Below are 20,213 nucleotides of genomic sequence, written 5' to 3'. Positions count from 1 at the left end.
AAATTACGACAATCTAAATACTATGAAAATCAGCAAGCCCGCAAAGCCCGTTCTCGCCGATTAATTCAAAAAGGGGCTTTATTAGAAAAGTACTTTCAAGCTAATAACCTCTCGGTCGAACAAACCGAAGAACTTTTAAAAACATTTGCTGACTATGTTAACGCCCATAAACCGGATAAATTAAAAAACGATCAACCTAATAACTAGGCCGATCGTTTTTATTTTCAGGATTGTTTTTTGGCCTAATTTCTGGATTGTGTTTAGCAAAGTCTTTTAACTGTTTTTGAATACTTTGTGTAAGCTCTGCTTTACTTTCTTTATGCTTTCTTTTACTTGATCGCTGTTGAATTATCTTTTGACCCTTACCTCTTCTTTTTGATTTTAGGTCAAGCGTAAAATCTGAAATTTTATTTTGATCTAGCTTACTTAAATGACCGATTTCTTTAAAGTTTAAACCGGCTTTGGGAAAGCGATAAATATTACCAAGATCGACCCAGGAAGGTTTCTTCAACCCAGCAGATTGCCAATCTTGAATCGGATAACATTGTTGCTTGATATAAGCCGACTTCTTTTCATACTGACTAGTAATTTTAAAAGCCTCGACCGTCTGTTCTAATACCCGACGAATTAAAACTGGCCGAGACTTGCCACCGTTAGTTTCTACAAAACTAACGTATAGGCTGACTAAGTCATTAGTCCTCATCTGGATCGTTGAGCCAATCAGAGACCTCTTTAGCGTCTTTGAACTCGGTGACTGGTGTCCCTTCGGTCGCCTTTAAAAAGCGTAAATTAGCTTTTTCTTCTTCGCTTAAAGACGCATTAAAAGGTAAAGCACCATTAGCAACAATCCGCTTGTAAAACATGTTAATGGCCGTGGTTGGATTTAAGCCCAATTCGCTTAAAACTGCTTCGGTATCATCGGCCAAATCTTTATCAATCTTGACTTGGACCCGTTTCTTTTCCTTAACCGCCATGATTGTCTCATCTCCCTTCTTTCACTACTACCATCATACTGCCTTTTGAGTACCTTATCAATAGATAAAGCCCTGGCCTCAAATCACTTGAGCTTGGCGTTGATCTAAAGGCTGAACTTTTGAGCTGGTTAGCCTGGTTAGCTCTGACACTCATTTAAAAGACCATATTCTTCTGTTTAAGCCATTTAAATCTAACTTAAGTATAAAGGGGTTAGTGAGTCTTAAAACTGCTTAGAAAGGATTTTATAGCCTTTTAGGACTAGTAGTACAACCCACTGTTATCGTTGTCGGCCGACTTTTCTTCTTCGGGGTGTTTGGCCGCATATTCTCTAGCCGCTTGTTTATTCCACCAAACGCCAAATAGGTTTTGCATGGTGCCGTACAGGTAATTTTCCACGTTCTTGATGTGCTTCTCATTGCTTCTTAGGGCGTTAAAGTAACGTCTCAAGGCTTTAGTCATTAAAAATTTAAGTTCTTCGCCGTCCAGTGGGATTATGACGCCAATATCTTTATGATCCTTCTCAACTCGGTACTTAGCATTTAAGATAATACCAACGAAGCGACGCATCTGTTGCGGGGTACGGCACCAAAAACTAAGCAGTATTCATCATGTTACAACGTCCAAGCAAAAGCTACGAAGATAAAAACATTCATCCTCAAAATATGTAACCTAAAAAGGGTTCCAGTATTAAACTGGGAGCCTTTTTTAGTATACCAATTTCTACTTCACATAAGGCGGCTTATCCCAAGTAACCCACATTCACCGCGGTACTTCCACATTCCGTTCTTTTTTGATTGTGAACTTGTCCAAAAAAGAAGTGGTATAGGTCGCAGATTGGCTTTAATTGGGGAAAGAAATTTTGTGAAATTTACTGGTATTACTCCTAGACCATTCCCTTAAATTCAACTGTCTCATTCTTTGTATTAACCAAAAATTTGCCAACACTTCCCCGATACTTCACTGATACTTTAAATGAATACTTGTAATTTACCCGAGTGTATCGAATACTACTAATTCTTCCCTGATACCCTTGACTACGCAAAACTCTCTTCACTTGGTTCCTTTGTCGATCAGTAATTCTTGCAGAACTCCGATAGATTGTCTTCTTAACGATTACATCTGGATTCAATGGAACAATGTAATCCTTACATTCCAACAATTCCACCAACTTTCTTTGGAATATGACTTGACGGGCTACGGTTTTCCATTCAGTTTAGAGGGAGTGACGTTTTGAGCGCAGAATTGTTCCCTAGAAACAGCTATTTGGAATAACTGAACCAGAGTACAATTCTATGCTAAGGTTTCCCCTTAGTTCGTCGGTCGTTAACGCCCGTCGCTTGTCTGTACAATTGCGGTATTGCTACCACCACTCATTATAAACCTACGTTTTCGGTTTAACCTACTAAAAAACGCCCTAGTAGGCGTTGGCAATACGTATTTATTTTTGTTCGATCGCCAACTAATCAGTGGCACCAAGCCGAAGCTTCGTTTTACCACCCGCGCCGTTAATGGTCGCGCTCACCATTCACCACCCAGCCGTACAGATGACCTTGTTGTGGTATAGCCAGACTTATTGAAGTCGCACTGGCAAACGTGTCCCCTTGGATTTAGACCCCAGCTTGTCCCCTAGGGCTTTAAAAATCGCACCGGCCATGATATAATAGTCATTAAACAACGATGACTTTTATGTGGCGCTCACCGATTCCCGTCGGTGGGTGTTTTTTTGTATTCACTTACAAGTACAATTGTATTTCTCTCAATAAAGGAAATCAACACTTTTTTAAAAAATGTATACATTTTTACATTAGTACAAATACTAATGTAAAAATTAGTATTTGTATACTCATTAAAAACGCCTATATTGCAGTCTACATAGAGCTCATGTATACATTTTTACTTTTACACACTTGTATTTGTATACATGTACTAATTTTTGTGCTATGCTTTAAGAGCATTACACTACATATTTATGAGGTGATATTTTGGATAGCAAAGTCATAACATTTTCAAACTTTAAAGGCGGGACTGGCAAGACAACTAATAGTACAATGACTGGTATCGAGTTGGCACGTCGTGGGTATAAAACACTATTAATAGATTTGGATCCTCAAGCTAACGCCACTAATTTATATTTAAAAACTAAAAATAACGTCGGCGGTGAAGTAACTTCTTTTGATGAAACCTTGATGACCGCAATTAAAAACAAAAACCTCAAACCAGCTATCATCAACGTAATCCAAAATTTAGATATTCTTCCATCCTCAGCTGACTTTTCTTTATATCCTAGATATATGGAGAATATAATTTCTGACTACACCGATCGTGTAAAATACTTGTCTACCTTAATAAATCCGTGGAAAGATGACTACGACTACTTGTTGGTAGACGTTCCACCTACAATTAGCCTAATCACAGATACCGCATTATATATGACAGACTACGCGATTGTCGTTCTTCAAACTCAGGAAAGATCGCTTCAGGGTGCCCAGGCATTCATCAAATACATGCAAGATCAAATTATCAATGAATTCCACGCTCCGACATTAGATTTACTAGGAATATTGCCGGTTTTGCTGAAAAATGGTGCCCCTGTCGATAAGAGCACCTTAGCTAAAGCAATTGATATATTTGGTAAAGAAAATATTTTTGACATAACAATTAAAAATATGGAACGCTTAAAACGATATGATGTAACCGGGGTGACATTTAAAGATCAGTTTGATAAAGCAGTTCAAGACGTATACTCCAACGTTACTGATGAAATATTTAGCAGAATGGCTGGTGAATAGGAATGAGCGGATTATTAAACAATCCCAATCTAAAAAAACAACCAAAGACGGACCCACTTGATCGTGGACAAGATATCAAACCCAAAAACACCTTTACTACAGATGATCTTAAAAGTAATAATGGCAAACCATCAAAACCGGGAAAAAGCGTTGCAGATTCTGTTACTTTTTATGCTAACGTTAGAATCAACAACCATATTAAGAACAAAGCGGAAGCTTTATCTGGAATTGGTCTATATAAATCTCAAAAAGATGCCATTGATAACGCATTAGACTATCTCATTGATTCTTTAGACGCTGAAGACAAGCGAAAATTTACTTTTCAATTAGATATTCTGGAGAGTAGAGACGCCCGAACTAGGGGAAAATAATATCGCGCTCTCAGACAACACGTTCAGCTTTTAGACGTATACTTGTCCGTTTAAATTAAGCAGAATGCACACAAAAAAGTCCTCTATTATGCGGAATAGAGGGCTTTTCTGAAATCAGTACATACAGGCTTTGCTTAGGAGCGTTGCTTGTGTCCATTTAGGACATACACAATCATATAACAATCAATCAATGCTGTCACTTAACTTACGCAAAAAAGCCACCCATACTACTCAAAAAATATTCACAACCTATCTAAACAACCGTTTCCAAAAGTTCTCTCTCGTCTCATTAGAGGGCTTTTCGTTTTGCTTGCTTATATTTGTATATGAATCATTGCTATCGTCCTTAGAATCGTTCTCACGGCTTTGTAGGGTGTTGCTTTTGATATTTTGTTCTGACTTTTGATTTTCAAGTAATTTCTGACTGGATAAATTTAATTGCTGTTGTTGGTCTAATAATTTTTGAAATTTGTTTATCTGTTGATCCTTTTCGTCAAGTTGGCGTCTAAGTATATTAACTAATTGATCGTTGCTTGACGTGCTTTTGTCTTGTCTATCCTTATTTGTATTGTTGGCATAATATTGATGTATAGCATTAACAACATCTTGGCTTAAAATATATCTATTATCGCTATCTTTTAAAGGCTTGTCTTTGTCGTCTAGTGAATCTATTATTTGATAAATTCTTGCTCTTGATATGTGTAAATCCTTTGAAATTTCTGCAATTGTTGTCAAATCTACCACCCTTTCAAGTATATGCTAAGTTATTGATACAATCATAGCACGCATTTGACAACCTATATACACGTATAAGCAAACAATGCACGAGAATGCGTTTATATTACGTCTGAAAATAAAGTCACGAGATTGTCACGTTATAAAATCGAAATTTTATTAGATACACAAAAAAAACGCCACTCAATTAAGAATGACGTCTTTCTGATATATGTGCCAATACCAAATAAATAGAAGTTGATTATATTTTAACTTGATTAATCAAAACACGCAATGAATACGGGAAGTCCTTTACGGTCGTTAATACTCCTCTATTTTGATAATACAAAGTTGCAAGCTCGATAACAGAGAGCGTAAAATAACTTGTGTAAACGCATAAAAAGATTTCTAAATTGTATAGAACTAGGGAATGAACTTACCACAGAAATTATCGCTACGCTAGTCCAAAAACAAGATTTAGACGAAGTTTTTCGGCACCACCTCGAAATTGCGATTAACCAGCTGCTTCAAACCGAACTGGCAGCTTTTTTAGGCTATGAGCGCCACTCGTATGCTGAAATTAACACTAGAAATAACCGCAATGGCAGTTATGAACGCTCGTTTGATACGAAGTATGGTCAACTCAACTTAACCATTCCGCGGGATCGCAATGGTATTTTCCACAACCACATCTTGCCAGCCTACGGTCGGCACAGTGACATCTTGGAAACAACGGTTATTCAGCTATACACCAAGGGAATTACCACCACCGAAATCGCCTAACTCATTGAGAAAATGTACGGTGCTCATTACTCCAAAGCCACGGTTTCCAACACGACCAAAGTCGTTGATGAACAAGTTCAAGCTTTCCAGCAACGGCGACTGCCTTCGCAATATGCGGCCATCTTCTTAGATGCCAATTACCTGCCTTTAAAGCGGGACACCGTCCAAAAAGAAGCGGTTCATTGTATTCAACCAACTTGATTGCGAACTTTAACAAGCATCTCAAACGCAACCCCAACCACAAAGAACAATTTCCAACGGAAGATTCACTGAATCGATTCCTGGTTTCTCAGTTTAACGTCTACAACGAGAAGTCCATGAAGCGAATCCATCGCAGATTCAACGGACTTCAGGACACCCTGGAATCATCCTTTATTTAAATTAACTACATATTATATGTACGGAGGTATTTCATTTACACAAGATTCTTGACGATATCCATATTTACTCAATAGATTAATATCAAATGGTGAAAATCAACGAAAAAAGGAGATCTATCAAGCGATCTCCTGCCCAATAAATCTCCTCTTACATAAAGTTATTTATGAACACTGATTTAAGCTAAGCTGCCGATATCACAATCTCACCATCCACTAAATCAGCCTTCAAGTTTTTGACATCTAAGTGGTCAAGGTAGAAATCCGTTACCTTATCACGAATTTGTTGTTCAATTACTCGCCGTAATGGCCGCGCACCCATTGCTTCATCATAGCCTTGTTCCATCAGCCAATCTTTGGCCGCTTTAGTTACCTCAAGTTTGATGGATTTTTTGGCTAACGTTTTTTGTACATCCGCCAACATCAAATCGACAATTTGACTTAAGTCTTGCTTAGTCAGATGTGAAAATTCCACGATTCCATTAAAACGGTTCAGAAATTCTGGGCGGAAAAATGGTGCTAACTTATCCATTAATGACTGATCTCGTTGCTTGTCACCACTTAATGCTTCATTACCAAAGCCAGCATTAGAAGTAGCAATAATAATCGTATTTTTGAAATTAATGACATTGCCTTGTCCATCCGTTAAGCGCCCATCATCCATCACTTGTAATAGTAACGTTAATACTTGTGGATCAGCCTTTTCAATTTCATCTAATAATACAATGGAATATGGATTACGCCGAACCCGTTCAGTTAGAGTATTAGCATTATCTTCATAGCCTACGTATCCAGCCGAGGTACCAATTAATTTCGACACAGCTGTACGATCAGCATATTCACTCATATCTAGCCGAATAATCGCATTTTCATTTCCAAACATATCTAAGGCTAATTGCTTAGCTAATTCAGTCTTTCCTACGCCAGTTGGGCCCACAAACAGAAAACTTCCAATCGGCTGATCACCCTCTGAAAAGCCCGCACGGTTACGCCGAATTGCTTTTGCTACCATTTCAACCGCTTCATCTTGACCGATTACCTTACTTTTCAGACGCTTATCAAGATTTTTCAAATGCTCAATATCATTAGCGCCCATATCAGCAACTGGTATACCAGTTAAACGTTCAACCGATTGTGCCACATCATCAATCGTGGCAGTGATTTTTTCTTTTTGATCCGTTTCTTTAATTTTTTGCTTGGTTTCCTCGATCGACTTCTTGATATCAGCGGCTTTTTTAAAGTCCTCCGATTTAACGGCGGCCTCCTTAGCTGCCTCTAATTTTTTAACGCGTTGATCCAATGTCTCAACATCAGTTTGAGAATTTTTAGCCGCTAAATGAGCCGCAGTCATGTCGATCAAATCGATAGCTTTATCTGGCAAAGTGCGTTGTGGTATATATTGGATTGAATAATCCACAGCCGCCTTCAAAACATCATCTGGTAATACAACATGATGATGTTTTTCGTACAGCTTTTTAACACCTTGTAATATACGTAAAGTGTCAGCGGCCGTCGGTTCATTAATCACAACATCATTGAATCGCCGTGCCAAAGCCGCATTTTTCAAAATAGTATTGCGATATTCATCTTGAGTCGTAGCCCCGATTACAGTCAGCTCGCCACGTGACAAAGCAGGTTTAATGATATCAGCCAATCCCTTGCCACCGTCTTCACCACCAGTGGCACCCGTGCCGATAATCTGATGAATTTCATCGAAGAATAGAATAATATTACCAGCTGCTTTAACTTCCTTTACCAGCTGTTTAATATTCTCTTCAAAAGAACCGCGATATTGAGTTCCTGCTTCCAAAGACGATAAATCAATCGAATAGATTTCTTTATCTTGAATCGTTTCTGGAACTTTACCAGCCACAATTGCTTGTGCCAGACCTTCGACGACTGCAGTTTTACCTACACCGGCATCACCAACTAAGATTGGATTATTTTTCGTTCTACGACTCAAAATTTCTGCAGTTTCTTGAATCTCATTCTCACGTCCAATCACTGGATCTAGTAATCCATCACGAGCCTGTTCCGTCAAATTAGTCCCTAACTTTTCTAAAATCCCTCCTTTTTTAAAAGCCTGTTTACCATCTTTAGATACTTCTATTGTTTTATTATTTTGGGGTAGCTTACCAGTTGCTCGATATTGAGCAAACTCATCTGGTGTCAACGATTTTCCATTAACTAAGTACCGTGCACGCTCCGAATTTTGATTATCCATGCGCCGAAATAATTGATTGAAAACATCATCCATATCATTGTTGAAAAAAGGATCATTTTCGTAGAAATTCGCCATAGTACAACACCTCCATAAAAATTTACACGTGTAACTTAGTGACCATAATATCCTTTAAAACTTGATCTAATTGTATCACGATTTTTATGTATCATTAAGTAAAGTGCTTATCGGTGCATTAAACGAGATACTTTGAAACACCATTACAACAAACCCTTTCAGGATAAATTGCCGTTAATTAGTATATCAAAATACAATCTACCACATATCCTTTTTCATGATCTTTCACCTGTCTTAGATTTTAGAAGTATCACTTGGTTCCTCAATTAACTTAAACCGTCGCTGCTGCGTGCGTTTACCAATCCCCGTCTTTCGTTCAATCATTTTATAGGTCATGCCTTGTTTTCGTAACTCGTAGGCAAATCTGATTTGTTCCTCAGAATACGTTTTCGGTCGCCCTTCCCGAAACAACGGATCATGTTGCTTGGCATACACTTTACCTTCTTGTGTGCGCGTGACAATCATATCGCGTTCAAACTGCGCAAAGGCGCTAAATATTGTAAAGACTAGTTGGCCAGTCGGCGTATTGTCAATTAAGCCCATATTCAAAATGTTAACTTTGACATTTTCTTTAAACAACTCTTGGATAATGGCTAATGCCTCGCGCGTGTTCCGCGCAAACCGATCCAGCTTAGTGACAATCAAAGTATCACCTGTTTTTAGAGCGCGCAACAGTTTTTGAAACTCCGGTCGTTCGGTAGTTGTGCCGGTAAACTTTTCTTGAAAGATTTTTTCTGCTCCTGCCAATTTTAGTAACTCAATTTGATTTGCTAATTTTTGATCAGTGGTACTGACCCGCGCATAGCCATATTTCATCTTTTTATCTCCTTACTTATGTCATTAAGTAATGACACGGTTCTAACCCTTTAATTATACAGTATCAAAAAAGAGGCCACAACTGTTGAGTTTCGTCGCTTAAAGCATAGCACTAGGGAGGCTTAGATGCCTTTTTTTGTTATCAAAAAGGGCCTAGTACTTTTGGAATGGAAATACTTTCCAACACCAAAAATTCTAGACCCAATGGTTCCACCACTAATCGTCAAGGTATCGTTCGCAATTTGCCAAGTGACACCTCCGTCAAGGGTGCCGCTGTTATTGTCCTCTGCTTGGTCTTGAGTGGCAATAGTTGTGATCGGTGATGTTTGGGTCGTGGAAGTGGGGCTGGTGGCAGCAAAAGCTGGCATTAGAACCCCTGTCAATAATAAAAATGAAGCCCCCACTGAAGCCGCTGCAATTATTAGTAATTGATTCAATTTATTCATAAAAAACAACTCCCTCTAGAAAAATAGCTTGGTTACCACTCAAAAATTCCCCCGGATTATCGAGTGATCCCTTATCAAAGGAATATAACCTCTTTTTCGCCATTTATGTTTGGAGAATTGTCCAAAATTTTTCGGCATTTTTTGGAGAAAGCTCTAAAAGAGAATAATCATTAAAAGCGGCCACCGCCAAAGGAATATATCCCTCCCTTTGGCAGCAGTCGCTTTGTTTGAATCAATATTAGCGGGATCTAATCAGTTAATACCCCTCCGTTGTAAAGTACCAACGAACGTTGTCCCCACTCTTAAGCTTCGTTAAGTTTGCAGCATGGTCAATAAATTTCTTGTTAACACTGAACATCCAACCGGAACCGGCCTTAACGTCATTTTCCTTGAGGCCGTTAATGCCGTTCACGTAAACGGAGGGGCCCGGAATATAACTAATCTTCAGGTTCGTTTGCTTTAAAATCGAAAACGCGTTGGCGCCCTTTTTAACGCGCATCCGCTTCGAATAGAAAACTTTTTTGTATCCATCAACCGTTAAATGGATTTGAATTGTATTCTTAGCATTAGACGACTTTTTAGCCGCATGATGCGTATCCTGAACCACCTTGGTTTCTGCTTTGTGGTTAATTTTACCCAGCTTATCAGATTTAGGGGCATTTGACCGCTTAGTTTTAGCGACCTTGTTAGGACTTGCCTTTGCACTGGATCCGGTTGTCCGATTAGGGCTTGTGCTTGATTGAGAACTAGCAGTTTGGGGCTTGTTGGCTGTTTTTTGAGCCCGCCTATCTGCTTTTGGTTTTGCTTTGCTTGCACCCTTTGCTTTTTGCTGGTGACTTGGCTGTTTAAGATGACTTGAACTTGAAGAAGTCACTTGTTTAGAAGTTGTCGGCTTAGGGGCTGCGTCTCTCGATGAAATCACCTGTTGGGCACCAAAAGCGATTCCAATTGTGAGAATGAACGCAAGAATGAAGCCAATTGCTTTTTTCATATTGTTTTGTCACCTCTCACTCAAAATTTGGCGATTAATTAATTGTGTAAACTGAACGATTCTTTAAAGCAGCTTTATAAGCGGCAACCGCTAAATTTACCTGACCGACACCATAGAGCTGAGTAGCTGCGTTTTTAATTGAACCGGATTTATTGACATAGGTCAGCATTGCATAAAGCGGCGTCCTAGTTTGACTTGTTTTCATCGCCGTGTTATTCACATATTTCTTCATGCCAAAATCATTTGATAGGGCAATAATTGCTTCAGCGGTTGAATTGGCATTTGGCGTTGTTTTGCCATTAAACGTGTAGCCAAATGCACCACTGGGCTGCACAATACCAGTAAGAAATTTTTGCCCCTTCAGCAAGCTGTCCTTGACGTTAGTTGTATTAACCTTTCCTCGAGCCAGACCGGTTAGAACCATGCTGGTCGTGTCGGCATCCCTAACTCCTTGTTGGTTATTATACGTCCAACCGTGATTATTTAATTGAGCTTTCACTAGCCGAGCACTCAAGCTTGCTTTGCTAAACTTCGCTCCCTTTGGCTGCTTGAACTTTGAGCTCATCGAAATGGCAATCAGCACTTGTGCCTGGGCACTTGTCGTTTGTTTGGAAACACTTGTCCGGTACAACTTGGTTACCAGATTGATTCCCTTTTTGTGGCCATATGGCTTATAATCTCTAGCGTTGAGCCCCATCGCCTGAACAGCCATCACGGCATTGGCCATTGTTGCAGCAGGGGTTGTCTTTTTGATTACCAAGTTTTTTCGCAGCAACGTTTTTTCCTTGGTATTAAATTTATAACCGTTTCCCTTGAGCCCTAACAGAAGGTCAGAGTACCCCGCAGTCGCACCAGTATCAGGATTGAGTTTCTTACTAAAAATAGAACTGCTTTGACCGGAAAGTCCGGTCTTATTTTTAATCATCAGATTCTTCGCGTAACGGTAGTTGGCTTTGATCTTGCTATTTTGATAAGCACGACTGGCGGTCTTAACGCTGGCTGCATTGGCGGTGAAGGCTGGTGCGATACTGCCAAATCCTAATAGGGTTGAAGCAGAGATCATGAGTAGCTTTGATGTTAATTTCATTGATTAATCCATCCTTTTTCTATTGGTTTTTATCCGGTAAAATATTGTATTTGGTGACTAAGCGGTGAAACAGCTTCTCCCATGGCTTGTAAAATAGCGCGATGAGAAAGGCATTGGATGCTGCGTGGAACGTGTCAAATGGAAAGAAACTGGCCGCAAAAGCCAAGATAAAACTCTTGATGGTCAGCGGTGATACGTAGGCCAGGGCGTACCAGAGGTCCATGATCCAGCCAAACAAATAGCCCCAGACGCAGGCAAACACGATCATAAAAATCAGACTATGGGACAATCGGGCCTTCATGAAGAGGCCAGCGGTTAACCCCATTAAGCCCCAGGCGACCATCTGCCAAGGCGTCCATGGTCCTTGACCCATAAACATGTTGGAAACCAGTGCCGTGGTAGATCCTGTGATAAAGCCCAGTTCCGGGCCGAGACTGACACCGCTTAGAATTACGACGAAGCTGGCTCCCTGCACACCAGGAATGGCGCCCAGTGGGACCCGGGTGGCAACCGCCAACGCGATCAAAACGGCGACAAACATCAACGTTTGGGTGCTGATTGGATCGTGTTCGAAGCGCCAGTACGCGGGTAAAAGGCTACAGATTAGGCACATAAAGCTAAATAATAGGTAGTGCTTTCCCTTCAATAAGACAATGAATAGCAGAAAAATAAACATTAACAGTAACGCAATTAATAACCGATACCGGTTGAGTAACGAAGATTGTTTCAAGTAACACTCACCCCCTTTCTGGATGGTTCGCCAGCTTCAGATCGACTGGCAGTAGGGCGTCCTTAACCTGATCACGGGCAATCCGGTTAATTGGCGTGGTGAAGAAAAAGTTATCGGCAAAAAATGATTGCGTGGCAAGCAGCGTGTTGAGATGGCCATCAAACATAAACGTGCATTTGTCGGCAAATTTAGCACAGAATTCCATGTCGTGGCTGGCAATCACAATGGTCATACCGGCTTGTTGGTACTGTTTCAGCAGGTTGCCCACCTGAATCTTGGTGTAGGGATCCAGTCCCTTGGTTGGCTCGTCCAGAACCAACAGATCAGGGGTCGCCATCAGTGCGATTGCTAATCCAACCAGCTGTTGTTGGCCGCCACTAATGTCAAATGGATTTTGTTTCTCAATACGGTTCAAATGAAATTGATTAATCATATGGTCAACTTGGGCCTTAGCGTCTGGCAACCGTAATTCAGCCGCCTGAACTTCCAGCTCCTCACGAACGGTATCGGCTGTAAATTGGAGACGGGGAGTTTGCGACAGAAATGCCAGTTTGGCCATTCGCTGGTTAATGGCCATTTTCCAAACTAACTGGTGGACGAAACGAATTTTGCCGTGCTGCGGCGTCATTAGTCCACAAATCAGCGTTAACAGGGTTGATTTGCCGGAGCCGTTTTTGCCGATAATTGCCAACCACGTACCGGGATTAATCGCCAGGTTCAGGTGATGGAGGACGTTATGTTGGCCGTCGAAGCTAAAGGAAATGTTATTGACGGTTAGAATTGGTTTTTCGGCTGGGGGTAATTGCGCAACCTTGCCGCCGGTCGTCCCTGATTGAAATTGAAGATGGTGAGTCCGAATCGCCGACTGGGCATCGGCTACTGAAATCGGCAATTGGGAGGTTCGAATCTGTTGATCTAAGAAGAGCTTGGGAATTGACGGTACGAAATAGGTCAAGTGGGCATCAGTGGTCATTTTTGCCAAGCCGCTGTGGGGATCACCGTCAAAGGTCAGGTGGTGATCCTGCAGGAGAATCATCCGGTTGGCCATGGCTGCTACCGTGCTCAGCCGGTGTTCAGTCAACATAATTGTAATCCCTAATTCTTGATTAATCCGCCCTAAAACGGTGAGAAAATGCTGAGCGGTCAGCGGATCCAACTGGGACGTGGGTTCGTCCAGTAAAATTAATTTTGGGCGCAAGATGAGAACCGAAGCCAGGTTTACCAACTGAAGCTGGCCGCCGGATAATTGATGTATTTGGCGATCGAGGTTTTGATCCAAACCTAAGAAATTTGCCAGTTCGGTAATCCGGCGTTCGATTTCATTGCTGGGACAGCCAATATTTTCTAATGGGAAGGCCAGTTCTTCGATCACCGTTGCCATCACCGGCTGGGTTTGTGGATCTTGGGCCACATAGCCGACGGTTTGGGCACTCACCAACTTCGGCATGTCAGCAACCGGTGTTTCGGCAATTTGAACGTCACCAGTTCGGGCTCCTTTGGGCATGAGCTCCTTTTTCAAATGGTTAAGCAGGGTCGTCTTGCCACTGCCGGTATTACCGGCAATCACAATAAAATCGCCGGGGTCAATGGTGAAGTTGACGTCGTCCAGAACGGAGGTTGATTGATCGGGATAGGTGAACGTGAGATGGGTCACGGTAGCTAATTTTTGCATGAACGATAGACCCCCTCTGAGATTAATGGTAGTAAGAATAGGAGTGCCGTGACGACGATGGGCCAAGTATCGCCCGGCGTAAAAATGGTGGTGAAATTGGCGACTGAACGACTGGTGCCCATTGAAAGAATCCGGACGCCGATAGTTGCAACTAGCATGACGGTGGCAATCGTGATGAACAGCAGGTCACTAAACTGCCAGTGATACGAGCGGTAGTGGGTCCGCTTGGCGGCGCCAAATCCGCGGGCGTCCATTAAATTGGCGGTTTCCATCGCAGAAGACAGGGCGTCCTGCAGAAGAATTTCGAAGATGTGGAGCGTCTTTTGGGTGCGGGTCTTCAATGATCCATTAACCACGTCGACGTTGCGGGTTTTTTGCAGGCGCAAAATCCGTTTGAGCCTATCGGTGAAGCTGGTGACCAGCGTAAACGAAATGGTGACCAGTACTGCCAGCCGGGGCGCAATCGGCGAGAACACGTAGATCAGCTTGCTGGGGGTCAGAACCGCGTTTAGGACTGAAAAAACAAACAGCATTGCGATCAGGACAATTGCCATCGCAATGCCGTACAGAAATGCCGGATACGAAAATTTGAACGTCAGAATGCCCCATTTGAAATGCCAAAGAATCGGCGGAAACTTTTGATTGAGGAGCGTATTGAAAAATAGAATCATTAATAGAAATGAAACGGCGTATTTCAGTTGGCGCGCCGTCTTTCGGCCGCCAAGGTAGTAGGTGGCTGTGATCGTGAGCGCGATGAACTCAGCCACCGCGACCGCCACGTGATTAAACAGCAGGAGGCAGACGATCAGCTCAGTAAAGTACAGCGTGAGCGCTACTGGATGAAGCTGCGAAAAAAACGTCATCTTGATTGGGGTGTGTGTCATGGAAAATCCCGACTTTCTAAGGGTTAGTAAGCCCTTCCAACAGTATATCATCGTTGCCAAGGGTGGTAAACGGCATATCTTGTGTGGTGGCTAGTATTATTTTGAGGCGTTTTTAAATGGTGAAATTTGCGAACTGATTTATCACCTTTTGGATATTATGTACAGCCTTTTTACACCATTTTTACACTAAATTTACCGTGACCTGCTAAGCTGTCATTTATACGGGTTCATCCGAACAAGCGAGGTGGTTAACACGTAAATAACTTTCTGAAAATCATTGAAAGCAAAAGCTGCAACATCCTTCAAGCAACATCCCGAGGCGGAAAAAGTCATCCGTGTCGGGGCTTTGCTTTGGTAAATTTTATAAGCATATTACTATCTCCCTGGTCGACAGTAGCGCTCTACTACTTAGTAGAGAGAAGATTGATAAGCTTCATAGAATTGACCAAGGAGGAATGTTTTATGCCAAAGACTTTGAAGAATTTATTTGCAAGAACCACTGAAAGAAAGAATCGCCGTTCAGGAACCTTGAAAGATGATTTGAATTCACGTCTTTTCTGGAATTCGGTATTGAAAGGCCAACAGAAGTAATCATGGTTAAATTAATAAGTTTTGCGTGACGATCCTCATCAGTTTTCGGACTGAATGGGGATTTTTTGTATGGTGGCTAATACCAAGTGCTGTCCGACACCTTTTGGGTTTTCCAGTGCTAAACTATAAACGTTAGGAAATCGGTAATGTCCAAAGTTCCATGAAAAAGTAGATTCTAATATGGTTTTCATTCAGGTTTGCAGTCTACTACGTGGTCGTAATCGTCAAATGCACCTGACAAGCCGGCCAATGGGTTGGCTCAGCGGTGCCGAGGCGATGGTTAGACGAAATCAAGGCCACTTAAATAAGCCTCGGGTCATTTAAGTTTAACCCATTGGCTTTTCGGCTTGTCAAGTGTTCGCTACCGCCATTTGACGATAACGAACCACCGGGCTCCAATTACCAAAATCAAGCGGTTGGTAGCTGTTCTTGAGCGAGTTTGATGAGTCTCAACCACTTGTCTGGCATGCGGGTAAGTCCCGTTAATTCAGTAACTTCAACTGGTGGATGGTATCCCAGACTTTGATGGGGCCGTAAAAAATTATGGCAGAGTGAATACAGCGTCACGTAAGTGATAGAGCCGCTGGCTGACTTAAAGCCCCCCATTGGGCGATAATTAGCTTTCAGTGAGCGATTTAAGCGTTCAATGGTTTGCTTGGCGGGGCGATATTCCTTTGCCACCTCGGTTTCGTTGGTTAAGCCTTTAACGATATTAAGGTCGAAGTTGATGCCTTCCTGATGTGCATAATATAGTCTGGCCACTCGATAGATGGGATTATCGTCAACCGTGAACCGCAGGTTCTCAGGAATCACTTGATACTTTTTGAGGACTTGATAGATCGCGATGCACGCTGATTCAGTGGTTCGCTTGGGGGTCACGTAATCTGCCAGGATAATTTTTTTGTTCACGTCATAGAAGTAGAACAGATAGTGCCATTTTCCTTTCACGCGCAGATAAGTTTCGTCACCCACCAATTGGCTGGAAAGCTGATACGGATAATTATCCAGGAAGGGTCGAATATTGGCCGCCACGGCTTGTGCGTAATTGAGAATGGTTTGCTTGGAAATCTTGATGCCATGGATGTCGTACATTAACGCGGCAGTCTTGGCAGCGGAGATGCCATAGTTCACACAGTAGCTGAGGATTAATCCCAGCACTTGTGGTGAGGCCTGAATGCGACTGAGGTCAACCCGAGATTGCGCGGATGATTGCGGGGCTATCTGGCGAATTTTAAAAGCGTATTCCCGATAGATGTACCGTAACTTGAATTGTGATGGCCGCTTTAAGTATTCCTGGTATTGACTGGAATTTAGTTTGGCCAGCTCACGTTTGCGATTAGGGCAGTGACGATTATTGCACCGCCAGGCCTTGAAGTTGGCCCGCTGCTTCGCAAGTTCCAGTTTGTTTTGGCAGTCGGGACAGAGAAGTAATGAGCTCTTATCACCACCGCCATTGGCATACAAGTATTGACTTGGTGCGCCACACCCGGGACAGGTTTGTCGCGGGAAGGCAAACGCCTGCCGATGGTTAACCGGTTTTAACGGCTTGCCGTGCTTTGCTTGATAAGCTACTAATAATTCCTGGTAATTCAGTTGGTTTTTGTGGATATTTGCCTGGAGAAGCGGCAGCTTATCATCAGCTTTGAATTGGTTGAAACGTCGATAGGTCGGGCTTTCTAGCCGTGGCGTTTTGGAATGAAGATAAATATTTGCCAGTTGGGTCATTAGAATCAAAATAAATTGTTGTTGAAGCTTGATTATTTTAACTAAATACGCTAATAATTGTGTAAGCGCTTGTCTAGATCCCTTTCTGGTTCAGTTTTTGTGTTTGTGTGGTGCTTACACTATGCTGGAACTTTAGGGGGAAGGATATTTTGAAATAAAGCTAAATATCCCCACCCATCTCTGATACAATCGAAAAGGAACTAAAATTGATTATTATGAGGAGGATTTTGCAATTATTACACAATCAGATCGACTGAAGCGCCTCACCCTAGCCGCCATGCTCTTGGCGCTCTGCGTGATTGGCGCAAACGTCAAAATCATGGGCTCAGTGGCCTTTGATTCAGCCCCGGCATTCTTAGGAGCGGTGTTGCTAGGCCCGTGGTTTGGCGCAACGTTGGGATTATTCGGGCACCTGGTGTCCGCCGCGTTGGCGGGGTTTCCTCTGACATTGCCGATTCATTTAATTATTGGCGTTGCCATGGGGATTTGCATGCTGATATTTGGCCTGGTTCGTAAATGGTTGGGCAAGGATACGCTGAAGGGCGTGCTGACTTCTGACGTGCTGGGCTACGCGATCAATGTGCCAATCGAGTTGGTGCTTCTTTATCCGCTTATGAAGCAGGCGGTTTGGGCGTTCTTTGTTCCACTGACCATCGCAACGATTCTAAACTTAATTGTTTGTGAAGTGATTTATGCGGCACTGCCCCATCGAGTGAAGGATGCGCCGTTTCTGACGCCGCAGAAATAGGGGGAACCGATTAAATGAACCAAATGAACCCACGATTTCGTGATTTATCGGTGGTGCCAACGAGTCCCACAACAGCGCTGGTGATTGCCTGTGACAGCAGTGCGGGGATTGGTGAGAAGCCCTTGGACGCCGTTCAAATTGATTCGGCGATTACCGCGGCGTATTCACTGCGGGTACCGCTATTGGAGCTGCTGTGCTTTGGGGCCCGGCCAATTGCCGTCGTTGACACGGTTGGCAACGAAATGGTCCCAACTGGCCGTCGGGTGATTCAGGGACTTAAGCGTGAATTAACCAAGGCTGGATTTTACGATATTCCATTGAATGGTAGTACCGAAGATAATATGCCGACCCGGACAACGGCGATTGGGGTGGCCGTGATTGGCCAAATTAATCGGAAAGATATTCCCACGACATCGATCGATGACTCTCTGATCGTTTATCAGCTTGGAACACCCTACGTTGGGGAGGCGGTCAAAGCCCATTTGGCAACGATTTTTTCTTACGATCAGGTTCGAACCATTCGCGCCACCCCAGCAGTGGTGGATATGCTGCCGGTGGGCTCAAAGGGAATTGCCAACGAGCTGGCCCAGATGGCCGCCACCCATACCGCAAAAATTTCCGCCGTGGTTGACCTGGCGGATGCTGAATTTACGCAATCTGCCGGACCGGCGACCGTGTTACTAGTTGCCGTGGTGGCCGATAAACGTCAATTATTTGAAAGGCAATTTCCCGAGCTGACCGAAATTGCTCAGCTTCACCAAAACTCAGATTAAGGACGGCATTGATTCTATGTTTGGTTCATTGATATTGTTAACCCAATTTTTCACCAGGATTCCCATTCCGTATGAAATTCCGGATGCAGCGGTAAAGTTCAAGAAGAGCATCCAGTATTTTACCCTGTTTGGATTTTTGATTGGCTGCATCGAGGCCCTCTTTTTCTGGCTGATGACCTTGGTATTTCCCAGCTGGTTTGCTTGGATCTTATTCTGGGTGGCCGATGGGGTTCTAACCGGCGGCTTTCACTTGGATTCCTTGGCCGACACTGCCGACGGTCTTTATTCATCGCGGACGGTGGACCGGATCAAAGAAATTATGAAGGACAGCCGGATTGGTACCATGGGAAGTCTGGCCCTGATCTATTTCTATGCAATTGTCATGGGTGCCGGGGTTGTCTGCAGTCAGTATTTGGCGGCCTGGCAATTCGTTTCATTGGTGGCCTGTACGACCATGGTGGCCAAGACCGGCATGGCGCTGTTATTTTACAAAATGGTTTATGCTGGCAAAACGAAGGGGCTTGGTAATCTCTGGACTGGTGTTGCCACCTGGCAAATCATGATCGCTCAGCTTTTTTCGATTTTGGTACTTGGTGGTCTGTTAGGGACTTTCGGCCTCTGCGGTTATCTCGCAGTGGTCCTGGGAGCTCTTTGGTACCGGCACTACATCACGCATAAACTGGGCGGTTTTACCGGTGACACAATTGGTGCGTATGGTGAGCTGGCTCAAGTCGCGTTTTTATTGGTAGTAACAGCGTTAGTGAGGGCTTTTGGATGAAATTATTAATGACTCGCCACGGTGAGACGCAATATAACAAAGAAAAGAAATATTATGGACGTACGGATATTGAATTGGATGGCTTGGGACTCAGGCAGGCGAGAGAGCTTGCCGATAAGCTGAAGGCCACAACGATCGATTACGCAATCCGCAGTGATTTAAAACGGACTCAGCAAACCATGGACGCAATCATGCAATATCATCCGCAAACCAAACAGATTATCGAAAAGGACATTGACGAAATGCCTTTTGGAATCTGGGAAGGTTTGAACGCTGACCAGGTAGAAGCTCGGGATCCAACAACCTGGGCAGCTTGGCTGCAGGCGCCGTTTGATGTCACCCCCGCTGGCGCCGAACCATACCGAGTATTTGAAAAACGGGTGACGACCGCCCTCGACCATTATCGGGAAACGCTGCCGTCAAACAGTACATTGTTAGTGGTTGCGCATCAGGGGGTGTTGCGAACACTGTACCGTTATTGGACCGGCGGCGACTTTTGGTCGGTGGATTTTAAAGCGGGCTGTTATTCGGTTTTTGAGACGGGAGACGGTGGTGTGTCGTTGGTGAGTCTTAATGACTAGCAAAGCCTGAAAATGCCAGGTTAGTTGATTAATTTTAAAATGATAAGGCAAATTACAAGTTTAATCCGAACAAGCCCGGAATC

General features: G+C 43.0%; 21 protein-coding genes and 2 pseudogenes. 9 read left to right on the top strand and 14 right to left on the bottom strand.

Annotated elements, in window-relative coordinates:
- A partial coding sequence (locus OXT66_RS09015; RefSeq protein ID WP_268597007.1) for a hypothetical protein occupies positions 1–207 on the top strand: 207 nt, incomplete at its 5' end.
- Here OXT66_RS09015 and OXT66_RS09010 read toward each other — a convergent pair.
- From OXT66_RS09010 to OXT66_RS08995, 4 genes and pseudogenes are all read right to left on the bottom strand, one after another.
- A complete protein-coding gene (locus tag OXT66_RS09010; protein WP_268597006.1) occupies positions 197–703 on the bottom strand; it encodes a hypothetical protein in 507 nt (168 codons plus the stop codon). The two genes, OXT66_RS09015 and OXT66_RS09010, sit on opposite strands and share 11 nt — an antisense overlap.
- Positions 693–974 carry a type II toxin-antitoxin system RelB/DinJ family antitoxin gene (locus tag OXT66_RS09005; protein WP_039107119.1) on the bottom strand — a complete coding sequence of 94 codons (282 nt, stop codon included), beginning with the start codon at positions 972–974 and terminating at the stop codon, positions 693–695. The genes OXT66_RS09010 and OXT66_RS09005 overlap by 11 nt, the downstream gene beginning before the upstream one ends.
- 259 nt (positions 975–1,233) lie before the next feature.
- A pseudogene (locus OXT66_RS09000) lies at positions 1,234–1,575 on the bottom strand (plasmid replication initiation protein); the annotation flags it as partial.
- 283 nt (positions 1,576–1,858) lie between these two features.
- Positions 1,859–2,140: a hypothetical protein gene (locus tag OXT66_RS08995; RefSeq protein ID WP_268597005.1), complete on the bottom strand. Its 282-nt coding sequence runs from the start codon at positions 2,138–2,140 to the stop codon at positions 1,859–1,861.
- Between the two features lie 817 nt (positions 2,141–2,957).
- On the opposite strand from OXT66_RS08995, the gene OXT66_RS08990 reads away from it, so the two are divergent.
- A complete protein-coding gene (locus tag OXT66_RS08990; RefSeq protein ID WP_010010558.1) occupies positions 2,958–3,764 on the top strand; it encodes a ParA family protein in 807 nt (268 codons plus the stop codon).
- A 2-nt stretch (positions 3,765–3,766) separates the two neighbouring features.
- Positions 3,767–4,135 (top strand): DUF5388 domain-containing protein, encoded by a 369-nt coding sequence (locus OXT66_RS08985; protein ID WP_020090532.1) that lies wholly within the window; start codon positions 3,767–3,769, stop codon positions 4,133–4,135.
- A gap of 249 nt (positions 4,136–4,384) precedes the next feature.
- On the opposite strand, the gene OXT66_RS08980 is transcribed toward OXT66_RS08985, so the two are convergent.
- Positions 4,385–4,879 carry a RepB family protein gene (locus OXT66_RS08980; protein ID WP_147657944.1) on the bottom strand — a complete coding sequence of 165 codons (495 nt, stop codon included), beginning with the start codon at positions 4,877–4,879 and terminating at the stop codon, positions 4,385–4,387.
- Between the two features lie 387 nt (positions 4,880–5,266).
- Here OXT66_RS08980 and OXT66_RS08975 point away from each other — a divergent pair.
- Positions 5,267–6,012: pseudogene (locus tag OXT66_RS08975) on the top strand (transposase).
- A gap of 181 nt (positions 6,013–6,193) precedes the next feature.
- Here the strand turns inward: OXT66_RS08975 and clpL are convergent.
- The 8 genes from clpL to OXT66_RS08935 all read right to left on the bottom strand — a co-directional run bounded on the left by clpL (position 6,194) and on the right by OXT66_RS08935 (position 14,934).
- Complete coding sequence (gene clpL / locus OXT66_RS08970; RefSeq protein WP_096790795.1) at positions 6,194–8,308, bottom strand: ATP-dependent protease ClpL; 2,115 nt, start codon at positions 8,306–8,308, stop codon at positions 6,194–6,196.
- 234 nt (positions 8,309–8,542) lie between these two features.
- A complete protein-coding gene (locus tag OXT66_RS08965) occupies positions 8,543–9,124 on the bottom strand; it encodes a recombinase family protein (protein ID WP_268597004.1) in 582 nt (193 codons plus the stop codon).
- A 122-nt stretch (positions 9,125–9,246) separates the two neighbouring features.
- Positions 9,247–9,570: a hypothetical protein gene (locus OXT66_RS08960; protein ID WP_041809075.1), complete on the bottom strand. Its 324-nt coding sequence runs from the start codon at positions 9,568–9,570 to the stop codon at positions 9,247–9,249.
- Positions 9,571–9,826: 256 nt separating this feature from the next.
- Positions 9,827–10,561, bottom strand: a complete 735-nt coding sequence (locus OXT66_RS08955; RefSeq protein ID WP_068807716.1) for a DUF4430 domain-containing protein — start codon at positions 10,559–10,561, stop codon at positions 9,827–9,829.
- 34 nt (positions 10,562–10,595) lie between these two features.
- On the bottom strand, positions 10,596–11,648 hold the full coding sequence (locus OXT66_RS08950) for a fucose-binding lectin II (protein ID WP_068807713.1): 1,053 nt from the start codon (positions 11,646–11,648) through the stop codon (positions 10,596–10,598).
- A gap of 19 nt (positions 11,649–11,667) precedes the next feature.
- Positions 11,668–12,378: an ECF transporter S component gene (locus OXT66_RS08945; protein WP_003636323.1), complete on the bottom strand. Its 711-nt coding sequence runs from the start codon at positions 12,376–12,378 to the stop codon at positions 11,668–11,670.
- A 7-nt stretch (positions 12,379–12,385) separates the two neighbouring features.
- Positions 12,386–14,050 (bottom strand): ABC transporter ATP-binding protein, encoded by a 1,665-nt coding sequence (locus OXT66_RS08940; RefSeq protein ID WP_071665514.1) that lies wholly within the window; start codon positions 14,048–14,050, stop codon positions 12,386–12,388.
- Complete coding sequence (locus OXT66_RS08935; protein ID WP_068807709.1) at positions 14,038–14,934, bottom strand: energy-coupling factor transporter transmembrane component T; 897 nt, start codon at positions 14,932–14,934, stop codon at positions 14,038–14,040. The genes OXT66_RS08940 and OXT66_RS08935 overlap by 13 nt, the downstream gene beginning before the upstream one ends.
- A gap of 462 nt (positions 14,935–15,396) precedes the next feature.
- Here OXT66_RS08935 and OXT66_RS08930 point away from each other — a divergent pair, with 462 nt between their 5' ends.
- Complete coding sequence (locus OXT66_RS08930; protein ID WP_013854969.1) at positions 15,397–15,525, top strand: hypothetical protein; 129 nt, start codon at positions 15,397–15,399, stop codon at positions 15,523–15,525.
- A gap of 408 nt (positions 15,526–15,933) precedes the next feature.
- Here OXT66_RS08930 and OXT66_RS08925 read toward each other — a convergent pair whose 3' ends face one another.
- Entirely contained in the window at positions 15,934–17,250 is a 1,317-nt protein-coding gene (locus OXT66_RS08925; protein ID WP_268597003.1) for a DDE-type integrase/transposase/recombinase, read from the bottom strand.
- A gap of 235 nt (positions 17,251–17,485) precedes the next feature.
- On the opposite strand from OXT66_RS08925, the gene OXT66_RS08920 reads away from it, so the two are divergent.
- The 4 genes from OXT66_RS08920 (at position 17,486) to OXT66_RS08905 (ending at position 20,130) form a co-directional block, all read left to right on the top strand.
- Positions 17,486–17,998 carry an ECF transporter S component gene (locus OXT66_RS08920; RefSeq protein ID WP_071665516.1) on the top strand — a complete coding sequence of 171 codons (513 nt, stop codon included), beginning with the start codon at positions 17,486–17,488 and terminating at the stop codon, positions 17,996–17,998.
- A gap of 182 nt (positions 17,999–18,180) precedes the next feature.
- A complete protein-coding gene (locus OXT66_RS08915) occupies positions 18,181–18,771 on the top strand; it encodes a hypothetical protein (RefSeq protein WP_327059013.1) in 591 nt (196 codons plus the stop codon).
- 16 nt (positions 18,772–18,787) lie between these two features.
- Entirely contained in the window at positions 18,788–19,549 is a 762-nt protein-coding gene (locus OXT66_RS08910; RefSeq protein ID WP_125643330.1) for an adenosylcobinamide-GDP ribazoletransferase, read from the top strand.
- Entirely contained in the window at positions 19,546–20,130 is a 585-nt protein-coding gene (locus tag OXT66_RS08905) for a histidine phosphatase family protein (RefSeq protein WP_071665518.1), read from the top strand. Before OXT66_RS08910 ends, OXT66_RS08905 begins: the two co-directional genes overlap by 4 nt.
- The last annotated feature ends 83 nt before the right edge of the window (positions 20,131–20,213 follow it).

Origin of the sequence: Lentilactobacillus senioris, from assembly GCF_026798195.1 — a bacterium.
GTDB classification, from domain to species: Bacteria; Bacillota; Bacilli; order Lactobacillales; family Lactobacillaceae; genus Lentilactobacillus; species Lentilactobacillus senioris_A.
The sequence above is the reverse complement of the archived record's forward strand: the minus strand, read 5'-3'. Positions and strand labels throughout refer to the sequence as shown.